The following is a 15848-nucleotide window of genomic DNA, read 5'->3' as shown; positions in this document are numbered from 1 at the left end:
TGTCAACCTAAGTTTACGTCAAGGAAGAATTGAGATGGGCTCGGACCAGCCGCTAATGCCGCCGACGAGGTACTCTATTCGGGTACCAGTCACCTGCGGTGATCAGCCACCCGCCGAGACCCCGACCGGATCAGGAGTCCCGCTCCGGACCGGGGGTGTAAACTTTGGTTGACACTGGCAGGTGTCAGGTAGTAGATTCGCGCCATGAGTGAATCATCCCTGTCGGCGATCCTGGATAAATCCCCAAACGGGGCAGTCATCCTGGAATTGCTCAAGCCCATCACCTGGTTCCCACCGATGTGGGCCTTCGGTTGTGGGGTGGTTTCCTCGGGGCAACCTATCGTGGCGCATTGGCCACTGGTCATGGTCGGCGTCCTCCTTGCCGGTCCCCTGGTTTGTGGCACCAGCCAGGCGGTCAACGATTGGTTTGATCGGCATGTGGATGCTATCAACGAACCGCACCGCCCCATTCCCTCGGGGCGGATGCCAGGCCGCTGGGGATTGCGCATCGCGATCCTCTGGACCCTGGTCTCCCTCGCGATCGCTGCCCTGCTGGGCACCTGGGTGCTGGGCGCCACGGCCCTTGGCCTGGCGATGGCATGGGCCTACAGCGCGCCCCCCCTGCGCCTCAAGGGCAACGGCTGGTGGGGCAATGCCGCCGTCGCCGTCTCCTACGAGGGGCTGGCCTGGGTCACGGGCGCGGCGGTCATGATCGGGGGCATGATGCCCAATTGGCGCATTCTGCTGTTGGCCGGCCTCTATAGCGCGGGCGCCCACGGCATCATGACCCTGAACGATTTCAAGGCGATCGAGGGTGACCAGCGCCTGGGCATCCGCTCCCTGCCCGTTCAGTTGGGTGTCCGCGGCGCGGCCTGGGCGGCCTGTCTCTTCATGGCCCTGCCCCAAATCGCGGTCGCCGCCGCCCTGGCCGCCTGGCAGCGGCCATGGCATGCCTTCGCCGTCGCCCTGATCCTGCTCATCCAACTCCTGATGATGATCCGGTTTCTGCGCAACCCACGCGAGCAGGCGACCTGGTTCAGCGCCATGGGAGTAAGCGTCTATGTCACTGGCATGCTCATAAGCGCCTTTGCCCTGAGAGAAATGACTTAATGAACAGTAGCCTGCAACCCAATCTCGGCTGGCTCGGCATCCTGCGCCTGGGACTGGTCCAGACCTCCCTGGGCGCCATCATCGTCCTGACGACATCGACCTTGAATCGGGTCATGGTCGTCGAGTTCGCCCTGCCGGCCATGATCCCTGGCGCCCTGGTCGCCCTGCACCATCTCGTACAGATATCCCGCCCACGCTGGGGTTATGGCTCGGACATGGGCGGGCGCCGCACTCCCTGGATCATTGGCGGCATGGGGTTACTGGCCCTCGGCGGGGTCATGGCGAGTGTCGCCACCGCCTGGATGGAGCATAACCTGTCCGGGGGGACCGCCCTGGCAATCCTGGCCTTCATCCTCATCGGCGTAGGCGTGGGTGCCTGTGGTACCTCATTATTGGTGCTCCTGGCCCAGCGCGTCGGCGAGCGCCAGCGGGCGGCGGCGGCCACCACCCTCTGGGTGATGATGATCATCGGCTTTATCATCACCGCCACCACCGCCGGTCACTTCCTCGACCCCTTCTCCCCTGGACGCCTCGTCATGGTCACGACGACCGTCTCCGCCATCGCCCTAGTGGTTACCCTGCTCTCCATTTGGGGGATCGAAGGGGCCGCCCACCCACTGACTCCCGGGCCCGGCCAGGCTCCCGCCTCCGGCAAGGCCAGTTTCAAGGAGGCCTTGGCCCAGGTCTGGTCGGAGCCCAAGGCCCGGCGCTTCACCCTCTTCGTCTTCTTTTCCATGCTGGCCTACAGTGCTCAGGACCTGATTCTGGAGCCCTTCGCGGGTATCGTCTTTGGCCTGACGCCTGGCCAATCGACGCAACTCGCGGGCACCCAGAATGGTGGAGTGCTCACCGGCATGCTGCTGCTGGCCTTCATGGGCAGTTCCACCTGGGGGCGCCGTTTTGGCACCTTGCAGGACTGGACCGTGCGGGGTTGCATCGCCTCCGCGGTCGCCCTTTTCGCCCTCTCCCTGGGCGCCTTTTTCGCCCCGGCCTGGCCCCTGCATATCACGGTCTTCGCCCTTGGCGTCGCCAACGGCCTCTTCGCGGTCGCCGCTATCGGTTCCATGATGGCCCTCGTGGGCGCGGGCCGCGAGCATCGCGAAGGCATGCGCATGGGGCTCTGGGGCGCCGCGCAGGCCTTGGCGTTCGGGCTGGGGGGCTTCCTCGGGACCGCCGCCGTTGATCTGGCGCGTTATCTCATGGAATCGCCCGTTATGGCTTATGCGACCGTCTTCTCCGGCGAGGCGCTCATGTTCCTGGTCTCCGCGGTCCTGGCGGTCAGGGTGACCCGCCCCTTGCCGGCGCACGGGCAGCCGGCCAGCTTCCATGCCCAGGGTGAACCTGTCACCGAAACGGGAGCCTCCTAGCATGTCCGGACTGGAAACCTTCGATGTCGTCGTCGTGGGGGGCGGGCCGGCGGGGGCGACGGCGGCCAACGAACTGGCCCGCGCCGGGCGCTCGGTGGTGCTGCTTGACCGCAACGGCCGTATCAAACCCTGCGGCGGGGCCATCCCTCCGCAACTGATGCGCGAGTTCGATATTCCCGAATCCCTGCTGTGCGCCCGCATCCATTCGGCCCGCATGGTCTCCCCCGCCGAGCGCCGCGTGGACATGCCCATCAACGGCGGCTATGTCGGCATGGTCAAGCGGGATCACTTCGACCCTTGGCTGCGTCAGCGAGCGGCATCCTCCGGGGCGCAACTGCGGGTCGGCACCCTCCAGGAGGTGACGCGCGAGGCGGGGGGTAGGGTACGGATTCACTACCATCCCGGTGGGCCGGGGCAGAACTGCTCGGCCGCGGAGACGGTGCGTGCCCGCTGCCTCATCGGCGCCGATGGCGCCAACTCCACGGTGGCCAAGCAATGCATGCCTGGCACCCACAAGATGCGGTACGTCAACGCTTATCATGAAATTGTCTCGGCGCCGAACGGTGAGCGCGGCGACTATGACGCCTCCCGCTGCGACGTTTATTATCAAGGTGTTATCTCCCCCGACTTTTACGGCTGGATCTTCCCCCATGGCGACAGCGTCAGTATCGGGGTGGGCACGGCCATTGCGGGCTTCTCGCTCCGTCAGGCCACGACGAGGCTCCGGGAGGCCGCGGGTCTCGACCAGATGACGACCCTGCGGCGCGAGGGCGCGCCCATCCCCCTGCAGCCACGCCCGCGGTGGGACGACGGCCACAATCTGATTCTGGCGGGCGATGCCGCGGGAGTGGTCGCGCCGGCCTCCGGCGAGGGCATCTACTACGCCATGGTCAGCGGGCGCCTGGCGGCGCAAGCCGCCGATACTTTCTGCACTTCCGGCGATGTCCGCGCCCTGGCCTCCGCCCGGTCGCGCTTCATGAAGGCGCACGGGCGGGTGTTCCGCATCCTGGGACTACTCCAACGGTTCTGGTATTCGAGCGACCGGCGGCGCGAAAGATTCGTGAGCATGTGCCGGGACCCGGACGTGCAGCGGCTCACCTGGGAGGCCTACATGAATAAGCGCTTGGTCAGGGCGAGTCCGGTCGCCCATATGCGCATCCTGGTCAAGGATGTGGCGCACCTGCTGGGCATAGTTCCCCCTTAACACCATGATGCCAGGGAACCAAAACCCGTATGATGGAACCCTTCGGTTCGGGGCGGATCGTCGATCTGCTTATGGTCTTGATGACCCTGGAGGCAGCCCTGCTCTGGGCCTATCGACGGGTCACCGGCCGTGGGGTGCCCCTGTTCGGGCTACTGGCCAACCTGGCGGCCGGCGCTTCTCTGCTGATGGCGCTGCGGGCGGCCCTCACCAACGCCGGCTGGGAGATGAGCATCCTTTGGTTGCTGATGGCCCTGGTGGCACATGTCGCCGATCTTGCCAGCCGATGGCGTTAACTACTTTCCGTGGGGCGGCTAGCCGTATAATACCTAGATGATCCAGAAAAGCATCGCAGCGCCAGACGTCAAGCTTATGATGGACAGCTATGGCATTATTCAGGAAGCCAGCCTGTCGGACACCTTCGCGGGCGAGCACCCCGACGACTGGGTGGGCCTGTCTTGGACCGACACCGTCAGGCCCGCGGACGGTATTCACCTCAAGCACATGCTCGAGGATGCCCGTTCCCTCGGCGTTTCGGCGTTCCGACAGGTCGTACAGCGCCTGCCCAGCGGGGCCGAGGCCCATATCGAGTACACCACCATCCAGCTCGGCAAGGACCGCGGCCTCCTGGCGGTGGGCAAAAACCTGCGTGCCGTCACCGAACTCCAGAACCGGCTCGTCGAGGCTCAGCAGGCCCTGGAGCGGGATTACTGGAAGCTACGGGAGGTCGAAACCCGCTACCGGCTCCTCTTCAACTCCTCCAACGAGGCCGTCGTGATCCTGGATGCCCGGGGCCTGAGCGTCCTGGAGTTGAATCCCGCCGCCGCCCAGGCCCTGGGGCTACCCACCCCCAAGCCCAGGTCCCCGGGAACCGGCAAATTTCTTGAAACCCTCCTGGTGGAGGATCGCGAAACCTTCGCCAACATGCTGCGGCAGGTTCGCGAGCGCGGCAAGGCCCCCGGTATCCTGCTGCGGCTCGGCGAGGACCGGCAGCCCTGGCTGGCGCGGGCCTCCCTCATGTCATCCGCCGCGAACGAGATCTTCCTGGTCCAGCTCTCCCCTTCCGGGATGCCGACGACCCTCTACCAGGGCGTTACCCAAACGATCCCCATCGAGGACCTGCTCGAACGGGGGCCTGACGCCTTCGTGGTGATCGACGACCAGGGCGCGATCCTGCGAGGCAACCGCGCCTTTCTCGACATGGTACAGATGGGTTCCGAGACCTCGCTCCTGGGCAAACCCCTCGGCCGCTGGCTCGGTCGCCCGGGCGCCGACCTGACCGTTCTGCTGGCCAACGTGCTGCGTCTGGGCGCGGTAAGGCTCTTTTCAACCACGCTCCATGGCGAACATGGCACGGAGGTCGAGGTCGAAATCTCCGCAACTGGTAACACCGCCACGAGTCCCGCCTATATTGGCGTCTTCCTCCGGGATATCGGTCGCCGGCTCTCCACCGAGGGTCAGGCGGGCGGCGTGGCGCAGTGGCTGGACTTTCTGACCAAACAGGTCGGCAAGACCACCCTGCGCAAGCTCGTCGATGACACCGTCGAGGTCGTCGAACGCCACTATATTCTGGCGGCGCTGGAGTTGGCGGGCAGCAACCGGACCGTTGCGGCGGAACTGCTCGGCCTCAGCCGGCAAAGCCTCTACGTCAAGCTCAACCGTTACGGCCTCGAGGACGAAAAGGCAGAGTCGAAGCGATGAGTGCTCCAGGCCAGGGCGCGGGCCAGGATGCGTCGCCCACCGCCAATCCCGGATTCGGCCAGGCGAACCTTTCCAACTGCGAGCGGGAACAGATTCACCTCGCCAACTCCATTCAGCCCCACGGGGTTCTGTTGCTGGTTAGCGAACCGGACCTGATCATCGTGCAGGCGAGCGCCAACGCCCCGGCGTTTCTGCGCGTCCCCGACGGGGTACTTGGCAAGCCGCTGGAGGCCTTGGGTGGCAACCTGGCCCTGCGCGTCGGCACCCACCTCGGGGATCCCATCGATCAGATCCCGGTGGCGGTCCGTTGCCGGGTGGATACCCTGGGCAGCGAACTCGACGGCTCCCTGCACCGTCCGGCGGGCGGTGGCCTGATTCTGGAACTCGAACTCGCCGCCCCCCCGACCGACCCCTCGGCCTTCGTCTGCGAGGCCTTGCGGGCCATCTCGGCGACTTCCTCCCTGCCTACCCTTGCCGACGAGACCGCGAAGATCTTCAAGGATCTGACGGGCTACGATCGGGTCATGGTTTACCGCTTCGACGAGGACGGACATGGTGCCGTCATCGCCGAGGAGCGCGAGCCCGAGTTGGAACCCTTCCTGGGCAATCGCTACCCGGCGAGCGACATTCCCCAGATCGCGCGACGCCTTTATGAACGCAATCGCGTCCGCGTCCTGGTGGACGCGGGCTACACCCCGGTCCCCCTCCTCCCCGAGCGCACCCCCCTTGGCGGCGACCCGCTCGACATGTCCCTGTGCTGCCTGCGCAGCATGTCGCCCATCCACGTTCAGTACCTCAAGAACATGGGCGTCTGCGCCACCCTGGTGGCATCCCTGGTCGTGGGCGGCAAACTCTGGGGGCTGGTGGCCTGTCACCATTACACCCCCCGCCTTATCCAGTACCCCACCCGTGTCGTCTGTGAACTGCTCGCCGAGGCGACATCGACCCGCATCGCTGCCCTCGAAAGCTTCGTGCAGTCCCAGGCCGAGCTATCCGTGCGGCGCCTCGAGCAGCGCATGGTCGAGGCCATCTCGACCAACGGTGACTGGGAGGGCGCCCTCTTCGACAACCCCCAGTTTGTGCTGCAGCCGCTGAATGCGACGGGGGTAGCCTTGCTGCGGGATGATGCCATCGTCACCGCCGGCGATGTCCCGGGGACGCAGCAGTTGCGCGAGATCGGGGCCTGGCTGGATCGACGACCCCGCGAACCCGTGATGGCCACGGCCGCCCTCTGTCGTCGCGAGCCACTCTTCCAGCCCCTGACCCCCGTCGCGGCCGGCGTCCTGGCCGTGCCCATCTCCCAAACCCCTGGGGAATACCTGCTCTGGTTCCGACCCGAGCGGATACGGACCCTGACCTGGGGCGGCAACCCCCACGAAGGGGTAAAAACCGGCGACGATCCCACCCAGCTCTCGCCGCGCCGGTCCTTCGCCCAGTGGCACGAGGTTGTCGAGGGCACCTCGGACCCCTGGACGGCAAACGACCTCACCACCGCCCGCCTGATGGGAGACTCGGTAGCGGACGTCATTCAGCAGTTTCGCGCGGTGCGATTCCTGATTACCCAGCATCAACTGGAACAAGTGATGACGCGGGTCCGCTTCTCGGAGCAGCCCCTGCTGATTGCCGATGCCGGGGGACGGATCCTTTTGACCAACCAGGCCTTCGACCGCCTGCTCAAGGCCGGCCCTCGACCCAGCACGCTGGAGGATATTCTTGCCCTCTTCGTGGACAAGACCGAGGCGCGGCGGCAACTGCTCGATCTCCAGGAGCATCTCCGCCCCTGGCGGAGCGAGACCTTGCTGTTGGTCCCCGAGGGCGGCGGCAGGGCCTTTCTGGTTCGTGCCGACCCGGTACTCTCCTCCCCCCACCAAACCCTCGGTTTTGTGATTATTTTTAATGATCTGAGCGAGCGCAAGGCCGCCGACGACGCGCGGCGGCGCTTCCAGGAAGGCATCATTGCTCAACACAAGGTGCTGGCCATCCCACTGGACTCCAAGGAGGACCTCATCTTCCGGGACCTCCTGGCGAGCATCGTCGGCAACGCCCAACTGGCCGCCCTGGAAATCAGCGACAACCTCGACGTCACCCAGGTGCCCGCCATGCTCAAAAGCGTGCAGGCATCCGTCGCTCGCACCACGGGGCTCCTGGAGCACCTGCTGTGGTACGCCGGTCATGGCTCCCGACGGGGGAGTTGACTAAACGGTAGCGAGTTGTTGCATGCGGCAGCAGCGGGAAACTTATAATTTAAGAACAGCTAGTTGCGGTTTTCCGGGCCGAGTGGTGGCGGGTCGGAGATGCCGTGAATAGGTACCGGTCGGCTTGGCGACCCGCCGCCACCCGCCCCCCTCTCTCTCCCTTGATGCCGAAGCATGACTGGCACTGGGTCTATAATCCAGGTTGTAGGCCTGCTCGAACAGTAACCTCTGTAAACCCAGTTTCCCCAACGCCGGCTGAACGCCGCGGCAGGGATGACTGGTCCGAACCCGAGGACTTGCTCCATGCGTATGGCAATGCGGTTTTTGCTCCCTTTGATCCTGGTCCTGGGGGGACTGGCCTGGGCCATCACCCCCCTGTTGGGAGAACTCCTCGAACGCTGGCTGCGCACCGACGTAGAGATGCGCTCCTCGCTGGTGTTCGACTCCATTGGGGAGAGCCTGCCACGGCTGACCAAGGATCCCATCGGCCTGCGCATCGACGCCCTCTTCACGCGCCTGGCCCGCGACGAACGGCTCCTAGCGGTCGGCTTGTGCAACCCCGAGGGCCGGCTGCTGAACCACTCCCCCACCTGGCCCCTAGGTCTGGCATGCCCGCCCCCGCCACCCCCGCCCGTGCCCCCCGCCACCGCGCCGGTGGCCCGCTATCAGACCGAGTCCTGGGGCGGCGGGAGCCTGCTAATCGCGGCCTTCCCCTTGCGGGAGGAAGGGCTGGACCTGGGCCAACTGGTCATACTCCACGACCTCAGTTTCATCGAGCGCCGCAGCGCCAATCTGGAGCGCTATCTGATGGTCTTTCTGGGGGTCCTGGGGATCCTGGTGGCGGGTCTGACGGCGATTGTCGCCAGGCTAACCCTGAGGGACTGGCTACGGGCGGTGCGCCAGGGCCTGGCCTCCGCCTCGGCCGGGCGCGCGCCCGACCCCAGCCTGGCCCCCGAGATCGCCGCCCTGGTGCGGGACGCACGGGAGGCCTTGCGCGATCTGGAACTGCCACGGGGCCTCGCCGACGCCATCCGTGTCGACTGGACCCCCGAGAGCCTGCGCCGGCTGCTCAAATCCGAACTACCCGACGCCCAGGTGATCGTCGTCTCCAACCGCGAACCCTATATCCACGTCCGTGGCGAGGATGACGCCATCCATATCCAGCACCCGGCCAGCGGCCTGGTCACGGCCCTGGAGCCCATCCTGCGTGCCTGCGGCGGGACCTGGATCGCCCACGGCAGTGGCAACGCCGATGCCGAGACAGTGGACGGCAAGGACCACATCCGGGTCCCGCCGGAGGCCCCGAGTTATGACCTGCGGCGCGTCTGGCTCTCGGACACCGAGCAGGAGGGCTACTACTACGGCTTGGCTAACGAGGGGCTCTGGCCCCTCTGTCATATCGTCTTCGTCCGGCCGACCTTCCGTGCAGCGGACTGGGACCAGTATGTCGCCGTCAACCGCAAATTCGCCGAGGCGGTCGTCGCGGAGGCACGCACCCCCAATCCGGTAGTTCTGGTTCAGGACTACCACTTCGCCCTCCTGCCCCGCATGGTACGCGAGCGCCTCCCGGAGGCGACCCTCATCACCTTCTGGCACATCCCCTGGCCCAACGCGGAGGTCTTCGGCATCTGCCCCTGGCGGGAGGAGATCCTGCGCGGGCTCCTGGGCAGCACTATCCTGGGCTTCCACACCCAATTCCACTGCCTGAACTTCCTGGATTCGGTGGACCGCTTCCTGGAGTGCCGCATCGACCGGGAGCACAGTACCGCCGCCTCCGGGGGGGGCATCACCCTGGTCAAGCCCTATCCCATCTCCATCGCCTGGCCACCCCCGGCCCTGGCCAGCCAGCCCAGCGTCAGCGACTGTCGGACTCGGGTCCGCCAGGCCCAAGGGCTGGCCCCCGACGCCCTGCTAGCCGTGGGGGTGGAGCGCTTCGATTACACCAAGGGCATCGCCGACCGCTTCCGCGCCATCGAGACACTGCTAGAGAACCATCCGGAGTGGCTCGGCCGGCTGACCCTGCTGCAGATCGCGGCCCCGAGCCGCAGCCAGTTGCCCAGCTATCGCCTTACTCAGGAGGAAGCAGAGGCCCTGGCCAGTGCCGTCAACCAGCGCTTTGGCCGGCCCGGTTGGCAGCCCATCCGGCTGGTGCCACGCCATCACGAGCCGGAAGAGGTCTTCAGCCTGTTCCGCGCCGCCGACCTCTGCCTGGTGTCCAGCCTGCACGACGGCATGAATCTGGTGGCCAAGGAATTTGTCGCCGCACGGGATGACGAGGACGGGGTTCTGGTATTGAGCGCCTTCGCCGGCGTTTCCCGCGAATTGCAGGAGGCCCTCATCGTCAATCCTTTTGATAGCCAGGCCATGGCGGAGGCCATCCATCGCGGTCTGCTCATGCCGCTGGATCAGCGCCGAGCGCGCATGCGCCTGATGCGCTCCATGGTCAGCGAATACAACGTCTATTTCTGGGCCGCGCGCATGTTGCTGACGGCAGCGCGCCTGCGTAAGCGGGCGCACATCCAGGCGCAGATCGACGCGGTGGCACGACCTTTCGGTCTGGGGTGGCGACGGGAGACGCGCCGATGAGGGCACCACCACCAGTCATGACGGACCGTACGGATTGGCCGGACGCCTGGACCCTGTTTCTGGATATCGACGGCACCCTGCTGGATTTGGCGCCGCGCCCGGAACTCGTGATTGTACCGCCCGACCTGCCGGCCCGTCTGTGCCGGCTCGCCGACGCCCTGGGGGGCGCCCTGGCCCTGGTCAGTGGCCGGCCCCTGGCCACCATAGACCGGCTCTTCCCTGTCGACCTGGACGCGGTCGGGACCCATGGCGCCGAGTGGCGCCTAGGTGGCCAAGTGGGCGAGGTCGCCCCCGCCGGCCGGGTGCCCTTGGCGGCGATCGCGCGAGCCCTGGAGGAACCCCTGCGCCAACTGCCAGGAGTCTGGCTGGAACCCAAGCCCAAGGGCCTGGCCCTACACTTCCGCGCCGCCGCGGCCCTGGAGACCCAGGCCCTGAGCCTGGCCCGACAGGCGGTCCGGACCCTGGGACCATACTACCGGCTCCAGGCCGGTAAGCAGGTGATGGAAATCCTCCCGTCTACCGCCAGTAAGGGCGCCGGCATCCGCCGCTTTCTGGCCAGCCCACCCTACGTCGGTCGCACCCCCATCTTCGTCGGCGACGACCTGACCGACGAGGACGGCTTTGCCGCCGTCAACGCCCTGGGCGGCATTTCCGTCCGGGTGGGGGCGGGCGACGGCACTCAGGCCCGCCATGAGTTGGCGGTGCCCTCCGACCTGCGCCACTGGCTTGAAGGCCTGGCGGCCAGGCTGAAGGCTTGACCAGGCCCCATTGCCCACGGAGATGAACATGAATCCCACGCACCCAAGCTGCAACCTGGACCTCGGCGTCATCGGTAACGGCACCCTGGCGGCCCTCATCGACCCGGTGGGGACCATCCTCTGGTGTGGCTTCCCGCGGCTGGACGGGGACCCCATCTTCTGCGCCCTGCTCGGGGGCACTCAGCCCTATCGTCCTCAGGAGCCGGGCAACGGCGGCTATTTCGCCGTAGAGCCGGCGGGTGGAATGGCCAACAGCCACCAGACCTATCAACTCAACTCGGCGGTGCTGGTGACCCGGATCGAGGACCGGGAGGGTAACGTCGTGGAAATCACCGATTTCGCTCCCCGCTTTCACCAGTTCGACCGCATCTTTCGTCCCCCCACCCTGGTGCGGATTATCGTGCCGGTAAAGGGGCTGCCTCGGCTGCGGGTGCGTCTGCGCCCACGGTTCGCCTATGGCCAGGAAACACCCCAACTCACCCTCGGTTCCAACCATATCCGCTACGCCAGCCACTCCGACGCCCTGCGCCTGACCACGGATGCCGCCCTGTCCTACCTGGTAGAGGAGACATCCTTTGTCCTGGATCGGCCGCTGCATTTCATCCTCGGCGCCGACGAGAGCCTGGGCGCAGGCATCGGCGATACCGCACACTCCTTTCTGGAGCGGACCCTGGAGCATTGGCATAGTTGGGTCCGGTCCCTATCCATCCCCTTCGAGTGGCAGGACGAGGTCATCCGCGCCGCACTGACCCTCAAGCTCTGTAGCTTCGAGGAGACGGGGGCCATCGTCGCCGCCCTGACCACCTCCATCCCCGAGGCGCCGGGCAGCGAACGCAACTGGGACTACCGCTTCTGCTGGCTGCGCGACGCCTATTTCGTCGTCAGCGCCCTCAATCGCCTGGGCGCCACCCGCTCCATGGAGGAATACCTCGGCTACATCACCGACATCGTCGGCGAGTGCATGGACCGGCGGCTGCGGCCCTGCTATGGCATCACCCGCCGCGCCGACTTGCAAGAACGCACCGCCCCCGGCCTGTTGGGTTACCGGGGCATGGGACCGGTACGGGTCGGTAACCAGGCCCATCTCCAGGTCCAGAACGACGTCTATGGCAGCGTCATCCTCGCCGCCACCCATGCCTTCTTCGACCGCCGCCTGCCGCTGGCCGGCGACCAGGTGCTGTTCGAGCGGCTGGAGGGACTAGGCCGGCTGGCGGTCGCTGTCTTCGACCAGCCGGATGCCGGCCCCTGGGAGCTGCGCAACAAACCCGCCGTCCATACCTTCTCGGCGGTCATCTGCTGGGCCGGCTGCGACCGCCTGGCGCGCATCGCCTCCCGGCTGGCCCTGACCGAGCGCGCCGTCCAGTGGCGCCGGGAGGCCGATCGGCTCCATGCGGTCATCACCCGTCGGGCCTGGAATCCGGACCTCGACAGCTTCGTCGCCACCTTCGAGGGCGACCACCTGGATGCCAGCCTCCTGCTCCTTGGCGAACTGGATTTCCTGACGGCGGACGACCCGCGTTTTGCCGCCACCGTCGATGCCATCGGTCGCCACCTGATACGCGGCGACCTCCTGCTGCGTTACGGCGTGGAAGATGATTTCGGACGGCCGGAGACGGCATTCACCATCTGTACCTTCTGGTACATCGACGCCCTCGCCCTTCTGGGGCGCCGTGACGAGGCGCGCCGCCTCTTCGAAAACCTGCTCGGGCGCCGTAACGCCCTGGGCCTGCTATCCGAGGACATCCACCCAGAAACGGGCGAGTTGTGGGGCAACTATCCCCAGACCTATTCCCTGGTGGGACTGATCAACTGCGCCATGCGCCTCTCCCGCACCTGGGATGAGGCGCTCTGAGCCCGGAATTTTGTAACAGTGCGGTAACACAGCGTAACATTTTGGGTCTTGTCATATTAGTATCCACTGATATACTAACTCTCAATCCAACCCCACTCCCCTTTAGGAGAATTGAAATGTTAGGTATTATCGCTGCAATCGCTCTGGTTATCGGTGGTGTCTCAACCGGCGTCGTGGTCTCCGAAGAGCAATCCCTTAGCCCGTCCCAGGCCTCCGTGGCTTCGGTACAAACGGTTAAGACCCAGGATTCGGTCTTTGGAAGCTGACATATCAAGGTCCAGCACCTGTCAAAAAAGCCCCGGTAGCGGGGCTTTTTTTATGCTCGACGGACTGCCGTGAATGACTTTGAGATCCGGATGTGGGCATAACGATCCAGTGGCATCGAAACCGACCCATGGCAGGATAGTTGTTGAACCGAGAACAAGTCCCAGGTGCTGGGAGTTTGGTGGGTGGCACAGGTAAAGCCTGGTGCGGGGGCCGGGAACAAGGCCTGACAAGGGGGTACGGCGGAGGAAAAGCGTCAGGTCCGAGGCGGCGGCCTGATTAAAATTGGTGGGCGATACTGGGATCGAACCAGTGACCCCTCCCGTGTGAAGGGAGTGCTCTCCCGCTGAGCTAATCGCCCGAACACAACGATGCATTCTAGGGACAGGTCACGGGGCCGTCAAATCGGTATTTTCACCCGTGACCACCCCGGACAGCGCCCCCCTTGCGCCACCCTGGCCGGAGGATAACAGCGATTTCACTGGGGGTGGGACGGGGCGCATCAGCCGCCTGGCTCAAGGCTCAGGGTGCGAGCCGGTAGTGGTGAAAGGCCTCGTCATCGCGATAGTGGACGTCGGTCCAGCACCTGGGCAGGGCTTCACCGGAACAGAACACCAGATCGGCTTTGCGGAATTGCTCGGGATCCTGCAACTCCTCCCCGGCGCTATAGCGGCCGATGAGTAACTCATGGATGGGGTTAAAGATATCGCGCAGACCCAGCACCTCGACAAGCTTGCCGCTGGCTTTATGTTTCAGAAACATGGCTGACCTCCTTTTTGATTATTGGTTACCTTCACCCAGAAGTATGGCTCTCCGAGGCCAGATTGCCAGCCAGCAGGGCATCAAGCGCCTGATAGGCCTGATCCGGTCTGATCAGTCTCCGAGGCCGGGATCCGGGCCTTAATCGAAAGTGCGTGGAGTTCGCCGCTTTCTAGCTGTGGCCGTACCGTGGCCATGACCAGGCGTTGCCTTTCCAGCGGGCCCTTACCGAGGAAGGCCGCGCTGACCACCAGGGCCTCGAAGTGACTGCCGTCGCCGGTGACCTGCACCTGAGCATCTGGCAGACCGGCACGAATGAGTTGCGCCACGGCTTCAATTTCCATTCTTCCTTATCCTCCTTCAGGGAGTCATCGCAATGAGGCGCCGCGGTTAGAGTTCGCGGGTCGCCAGGAAACGGATATCCGGCCAGCGCTCCTGGATCAGGCTCAGGTTGACGCGCGTGGGAGCCAGATAAACCAATTGGTTATCACCATCCAGGGCCAGGTTCTCGTAGGCTTTATCCTGGAATCGTTCCCGCATCTTGTCATCCTTGCAGACCACCCAGCGCGCCGTGTGAACGCTCACAGGCTCGACGACGGCCTCGACACTGTATTCATCCTTGAGCCGGTAGGCGGCGACGTCGAACTGGAGGTTACCGACGGCGCCGAGGATGAGATCGTTGTTCTTGAGGGGTCGAAAGACCTGGGTCGCGCCCTCCTCCGAGAGTTGGACCACCCCCTTTTGCAGAGCCTTCATCTTCAGGGGATCCTTCAGCACCACGCGCCGGAACAGTTCCGGGGCGAAGAAGGGGATGCCCAGATACTTAAGCTCTTCGCCCTCGGTGAAGGTATCGCCGATCTGGATGGTGCCATGGTTGTGCAGGCCGATGATATCGCCGGGCCAGGCCTCCTCCACCAGGTGCCGCTCGTCGGCCTGGAAGGTAATGGCGTTGGCGACCTGGATGGTCTTGCCGATGCGGACATGACGCATCTTCATGCCCTTGCGATAGCTGCCGGAACAGACGCGCAGGAAGGCGATGCGATCCCGATGGCCCGGGTCCATGTTCGCCTGGATCTTGAAGACGAAGCCCGTGAAGCCCTCCTCCGTCGGGAGGACCTCGCGCTGCAGGGTCGCGCGCGGCCGGGGTGGCGGGGCGTAATCGACGAAGGCCCGCAGCAACTCCTCGACGCCAAAGTTATTGATGGCGGACCCAAAGAAGACCGGCGTCTGCTCCCCCGCCAGGTAGTCGTCCAGGTTCAGCGCGTGACTGGCGCCGGCCACCAGTTCCATCTCCTCGCGCAGTTCCGCCGCCTGCTCTCCCAACAACTCATCCAGGCGGGGATTGTCCAGACCCTCTATCACCTCCCCGCTGCGGATACGGCCACCATGCTGGGCGCTGAAGAGATGCGTCTTGCCATTGCGCAGGTCATAAACGCCCCTGAAACGCTTGCCAATGCCAATGGGCCAGGTGACGGGGGCGCAGCGGACCTTGAGCACCTGCTCGATCTCATCCAGCACCTCGATGGGGTTACGCCCTTCCCGATCCAGCTTGTTGACAAAGGTGAGGATGGGCGTGGCGCGCAGGCGACAGACATCCATGAGCTTAATGGTGCGCTCTTCCACGCCCTTGGCCACGTCGATCACCATCAGGGCGGAGTCCACCGCCGTCAGGGTCCGGTAGGTGTCCTCCGAGAAGTCCTCGTGACCCGGGGTGTCGAGCAGGTTGACGATGGCATCGCCATAGGGGAACTGCATCACCGAGGAGGTCACCGAGATGCCCCGTTGCTTTTCCAGTTCCATCCAGTCGGAGGTGGCGTGTCGCGCGGCCTTGCGGCCCTTGACGGTTCCCGCCATCTGGATGGCACCGCCGAACAGCAGGAGCTTTTCGGTCAGAGTCGTCTTGCCAGCATCGGGGTGGGAAATAATGGCGAAGGTTCGCCGCTTAGCGAGTTGCTCGTGGAGCTGGGCCATGAAACATCCGGTAGAAGGCGCCCGGTTAAAGCGCGAAATGAAAACGGCCCCATGCCGGGCCTGGCCACCGCGCCCGCGGTTCGG

At 65.2% G+C, this 15848-nt stretch carries 12 protein-coding genes and 1 tRNA gene; 9 read left to right on the top strand and 4 right to left on the bottom strand.

Features of this window, described 5'->3' with window-relative positions; translation table 11 throughout:
• The first annotated feature begins 204 nt into the window (after nucleotides 1-204).
• From chlG to IPN92_15110, 9 genes are all read left to right on the top strand, one after another.
• Nucleotides 205-1110 (top strand): chlorophyll synthase ChlG, encoded by a 906-nt coding sequence (chlG, locus tag IPN92_15150; protein ID MBK8639535.1) that lies wholly within the window; start codon nucleotides 205-207, stop codon nucleotides 1108-1110.
• Entirely contained in the window at nucleotides 1110-2477 is a 1368-nt protein-coding gene (locus IPN92_15145; protein ID MBK8639534.1) for a BCD family MFS transporter, read from the top strand. The genes chlG and IPN92_15145 overlap by 1 nt, the downstream gene beginning before the upstream one ends.
• A 1-nt stretch (nucleotide 2478) precedes the next feature.
• Nucleotides 2479-3681 (top strand): geranylgeranyl diphosphate reductase, encoded by a 1203-nt coding sequence (locus IPN92_15140; GenBank protein MBK8639533.1) that lies wholly within the window; start codon nucleotides 2479-2481, stop codon nucleotides 3679-3681.
• A gap of 29 nt (nucleotides 3682-3710) precedes the next feature.
• Complete coding sequence (locus tag IPN92_15135; GenBank protein MBK8639532.1) at nucleotides 3711-3974, top strand: hypothetical protein; 264 nt, start codon at nucleotides 3711-3713, stop codon at nucleotides 3972-3974.
• Between the two features lie 37 nt (nucleotides 3975-4011).
• Nucleotides 4012-5379 carry a transcriptional regulator PpsR gene (ppsR, locus tag IPN92_15130; GenBank protein ID MBK8639531.1) on the top strand — a complete coding sequence of 456 codons (1368 nt, stop codon included), beginning with the start codon at nucleotides 4012-4014 and terminating at the stop codon, nucleotides 5377-5379.
• Nucleotides 5376-7574, top strand: coding sequence for a GAF domain-containing protein (locus IPN92_15125; GenBank protein ID MBK8639530.1), 2199 nt, complete (start codon nucleotides 5376-5378; stop codon nucleotides 7572-7574). The genes ppsR and IPN92_15125 overlap by 4 nt, the downstream gene beginning before the upstream one ends.
• A gap of 303 nt (nucleotides 7575-7877) precedes the next feature.
• Entirely contained in the window at nucleotides 7878-10160 is a 2283-nt protein-coding gene (locus tag IPN92_15120) for a trehalose-6-phosphate synthase (protein ID MBK8639529.1), read from the top strand.
• Between the two features lie 17 nt (nucleotides 10161-10177).
• On the top strand, nucleotides 10178-10918 hold the full coding sequence (gene otsB / locus IPN92_15115; GenBank protein MBK8639528.1) for a trehalose-phosphatase: 741 nt from the start codon (nucleotides 10178-10180) through the stop codon (nucleotides 10916-10918).
• A gap of 28 nt (nucleotides 10919-10946) precedes the next feature.
• Nucleotides 10947-12770, top strand: a complete 1824-nt coding sequence (locus IPN92_15110) for a glycoside hydrolase family 15 protein (protein ID MBK8639527.1) — start codon at nucleotides 10947-10949, stop codon at nucleotides 12768-12770.
• 550 nt (nucleotides 12771-13320) lie between these two features.
• Here the strand turns inward: IPN92_15110 and IPN92_15105 are convergent.
• The 4 genes from IPN92_15105 to IPN92_15090 all read right to left on the bottom strand — a co-directional run bounded on the left by IPN92_15105 (nucleotide 13321) and on the right by IPN92_15090 (nucleotide 15764).
• Nucleotides 13321-13395, bottom strand: a tRNA-Val gene (locus IPN92_15105).
• A 161-nt stretch (nucleotides 13396-13556) separates the two neighbouring features.
• Entirely contained in the window at nucleotides 13557-13796 is a 240-nt protein-coding gene (locus tag IPN92_15100; GenBank protein ID MBK8639526.1) for an acetyltransferase, read from the bottom strand.
• An 80-nt stretch (nucleotides 13797-13876) separates the two neighbouring features.
• A complete protein-coding gene (locus tag IPN92_15095; GenBank protein MBK8639525.1) occupies nucleotides 13877-14137 on the bottom strand; it encodes a BolA/IbaG family iron-sulfur metabolism protein in 261 nt (86 codons plus the stop codon).
• Between the two features lie 46 nt (nucleotides 14138-14183).
• Nucleotides 14184-15764: a peptide chain release factor 3 gene (locus IPN92_15090; GenBank protein MBK8639524.1), complete on the bottom strand. Its 1581-nt coding sequence runs from the start codon at nucleotides 15762-15764 to the stop codon at nucleotides 14184-14186.
• Nucleotides 15765-15848: the final 84 nt, after the last annotated feature.

This window comes from Chromatiaceae bacterium (assembly GCA_016714645.1).
Taxonomy (GTDB): domain Bacteria; phylum Pseudomonadota; class Gammaproteobacteria; order Chromatiales; family Chromatiaceae; genus M0108.
This window is presented reverse-complemented; position numbering and strand designations above follow the sequence as displayed.

Bases quoted from the DNA above. Each gene is read 5' to 3' on its own strand.
- chlG (MBK8639535.1), top strand. From the start codon at position 205: ATGAGTGAATCATCCCTGTCGGCGATCCTGGATAAATCCCCAAACGGG.
- IPN92_15145 (MBK8639534.1), top strand. From the start codon at position 1,110: ATGAACAGTAGCCTGCAACCCAATCTCGGCTGGCTCGGCATCCTGCGC.
- IPN92_15140 (MBK8639533.1), top strand. From the start codon at position 2,479: ATGTCCGGACTGGAAACCTTCGATGTCGTCGTCGTGGGGGGCGGGCCG.
- IPN92_15135 (MBK8639532.1), top strand. From the start codon at position 3,711: ATGATGGAACCCTTCGGTTCGGGGCGGATCGTCGATCTGCTTATGGTC.
- ppsR (MBK8639531.1), top strand. From the start codon at position 4,012: ATGATCCAGAAAAGCATCGCAGCGCCAGACGTCAAGCTTATGATGGAC.
- IPN92_15125 (MBK8639530.1), top strand. From the start codon at position 5,376: ATGAGTGCTCCAGGCCAGGGCGCGGGCCAGGATGCGTCGCCCACCGCC.
- IPN92_15120 (MBK8639529.1), top strand. From the start codon at position 7,878: ATGCGTATGGCAATGCGGTTTTTGCTCCCTTTGATCCTGGTCCTGGGG.
- otsB (MBK8639528.1), top strand. From the start codon at position 10,178: ATGACGGACCGTACGGATTGGCCGGACGCCTGGACCCTGTTTCTGGAT.
- IPN92_15110 (MBK8639527.1), top strand. From the start codon at position 10,947: ATGAATCCCACGCACCCAAGCTGCAACCTGGACCTCGGCGTCATCGGT.
- IPN92_15100 (MBK8639526.1), bottom strand. From the start codon at position 13,796: ATGTTTCTGAAACATAAAGCCAGCGGCAAGCTTGTCGAGGTGCTGGGT.
- IPN92_15095 (MBK8639525.1), bottom strand. From the start codon at position 14,137: ATGGAAATTGAAGCCGTGGCGCAACTCATTCGTGCCGGTCTGCCAGAT.
- IPN92_15090 (MBK8639524.1), bottom strand. From the start codon at position 15,764: ATGGCCCAGCTCCACGAGCAACTCGCTAAGCGGCGAACCTTCGCCATT.